The organism is Algivirga pacifica (genome assembly GCF_039543525.1).
GTDB classification, from domain to species: domain Bacteria; phylum Bacteroidota; class Bacteroidia; order Cytophagales; family Flammeovirgaceae; genus Algivirga; species Algivirga pacifica.
In genome coordinates this window covers 1-1,710 of record NZ_BAABJX010000083.1, presented here as the reverse complement: position 1 = coordinate 1,710, position 1,710 = coordinate 1, and the positions used below count along the sequence as shown (strand labels likewise).

The following is a 1,710-nucleotide window of genomic DNA, read 5'->3' as shown; positions in this document are numbered from 1 at the left end:
AGGCTTGGGGAATTCTTAGAAACACGCAAATGGTTAATATAGCTTGTTCAAAGAGTGCTTTGCCGCTATTTAGCCTATCGAAACAGTATTGCAAAGCTGAATTCTTTGAATAGGGGGGCTAATTCAATATTCACGTTAATCTAATATACGTCCTTGTAAAGTAATAGGTTTTATACGTAATCAAATAAATACTTAACAAAGTTATAATATTGCGTCCCCCCAGCTATATCTGTTGCTTTACTTATGTATTCGTTAGTTTCCTTAGATGAGAAAAGGTATCCTTCCCATTCTCTAGCTCGAAAATCAATAAAAATGAGAATAAGTTCTAAGAACTTAGATGCTGTTTCTGAGCATTCGAATAATATTTCAAAGGTTTCTAAATTGACAAGATATATTCTTTCATCTTTTATCGATAAACTTAAACCATATGTAAATATCCCTCCAAATATTTTGAATTCAGGAGTGATTAATAACTCATGATCAATAGATAAATTACTAATAGATAAAACTTTACTTAATTGATGAGTGACTAAATCTTCGATAGGATTATCTAGTTTAGTTTTTTTCACTCCTTCAAGGGGGATATACCACTGTTGCTGAAGGCTAATAGCAGTTTCATCATCAGCCTTAATAGCACCTTTTAATTTTACTAAGTCTGGTTTAAGCTTAAAAAGCTCTTTTAAAAAGAACTCTGAATTCATTGTTTTCATTTTTCTTGCATCATTAGTTACAACTGTCCTGGTCTACCTATTTCCTTTTCTCCAACTTTATTAACTCCTTCAAATTTCCCAGTGTCTTCATTTTTTTTGTAATCCTCATAAATTGAATATTTTATATACTGATATTCACCATCCTGAACATAATTAGCATCAATTTGAAAATATTGTAACGAACGTTCATCATAAAACATCCTTCCAACTATAGGTTCATTTAAGAATCCTATATCAGGGTTATAAGAATTGTAGGGCGATCTAGGTGAGTCGGTATAAATATGTAATATATCCATAGCGTCGCCTAAATAACCTCCTATTATATTTATTGCACCTTTAGCTTTTTTCAAGGCTGTATATCTCCGAACTCTTTCTTTGACCCTTTGAGTGTGATGTAAAAGAATATTATATTCCCTATGAGCTTTAGTAGGTATAGCTGTAGCTATAGATAAGCGATCTTTATGATGGTGAGTCAGTACATCATTCATATAAGTTGCATGTTGTTTATTATACTTAATCCAAGTATTGTCTACCCTTGGGGATGCCCCATTTTGTATTGTAATCAAATTACCTTTACTTAACATTTCAGGAATCTCTCCTGCAAGTTGTCTACGAACAATTTCTTGCCAATATAACATATTGCTACTTGGAGCTTCTGCGGGTAAATTAACCCCAATAGGGTAAGACCATTTCCTACCATTAGTTGTAACACCTGTAGCATGAGTTTTACCTTTGGCAACTCTAATCATATCTACATCAAGTTGACCTGTAGAGTTATATAAATCATAAATAACAATATCCTCTTCTAACCCATCCAAGTCCACCGCCATAATCACCTTATTCCCCGCAAACTGATAAGGCGTATACCAAGGGTATTCCTTGGTCAGTGGATCCACACTCAAAAACCTCCCAATCCCCGGATTATACAAGCGAAAGCCGTAGTCCTGAATTAGCTGTGCATTGCCAAAGTCCTTATCGTTTTCCTTTCCATTAAACCCAT

Annotated in this window: 2 protein-coding genes; both read right to left on the bottom strand. The window is 34.0% G+C overall.

Features of this window, described 5'->3' with window-relative positions; all coding sequences use genetic code 11:
* Positions 1-170: 170 nt before the first annotated feature.
* The gene (locus ABD985_RS21250; RefSeq protein ID WP_345375355.1) at positions 171-710 is read right to left on the bottom strand and encodes a hypothetical protein; all 540 of its coding nucleotides are present in this window, start codon (positions 708-710) and stop codon (positions 171-173) included.
* A 17-nt stretch (positions 711-727) separates the two neighbouring features.
* Positions 728-1,710: RHS repeat-associated core domain-containing protein (locus ABD985_RS21245; RefSeq protein WP_345375353.1), on the bottom strand; the 983-nt coding region annotated here is incomplete at its 5' end.

Excerpts from the sequence above, each read along its gene's own strand:
- ABD985_RS21250 (WP_345375355.1), bottom strand. The coding sequence starts at position 710 with ATGAAAACAATGAATTCAGAGTTCTTTTTAAAAGAGCTTTTTAAGCTT.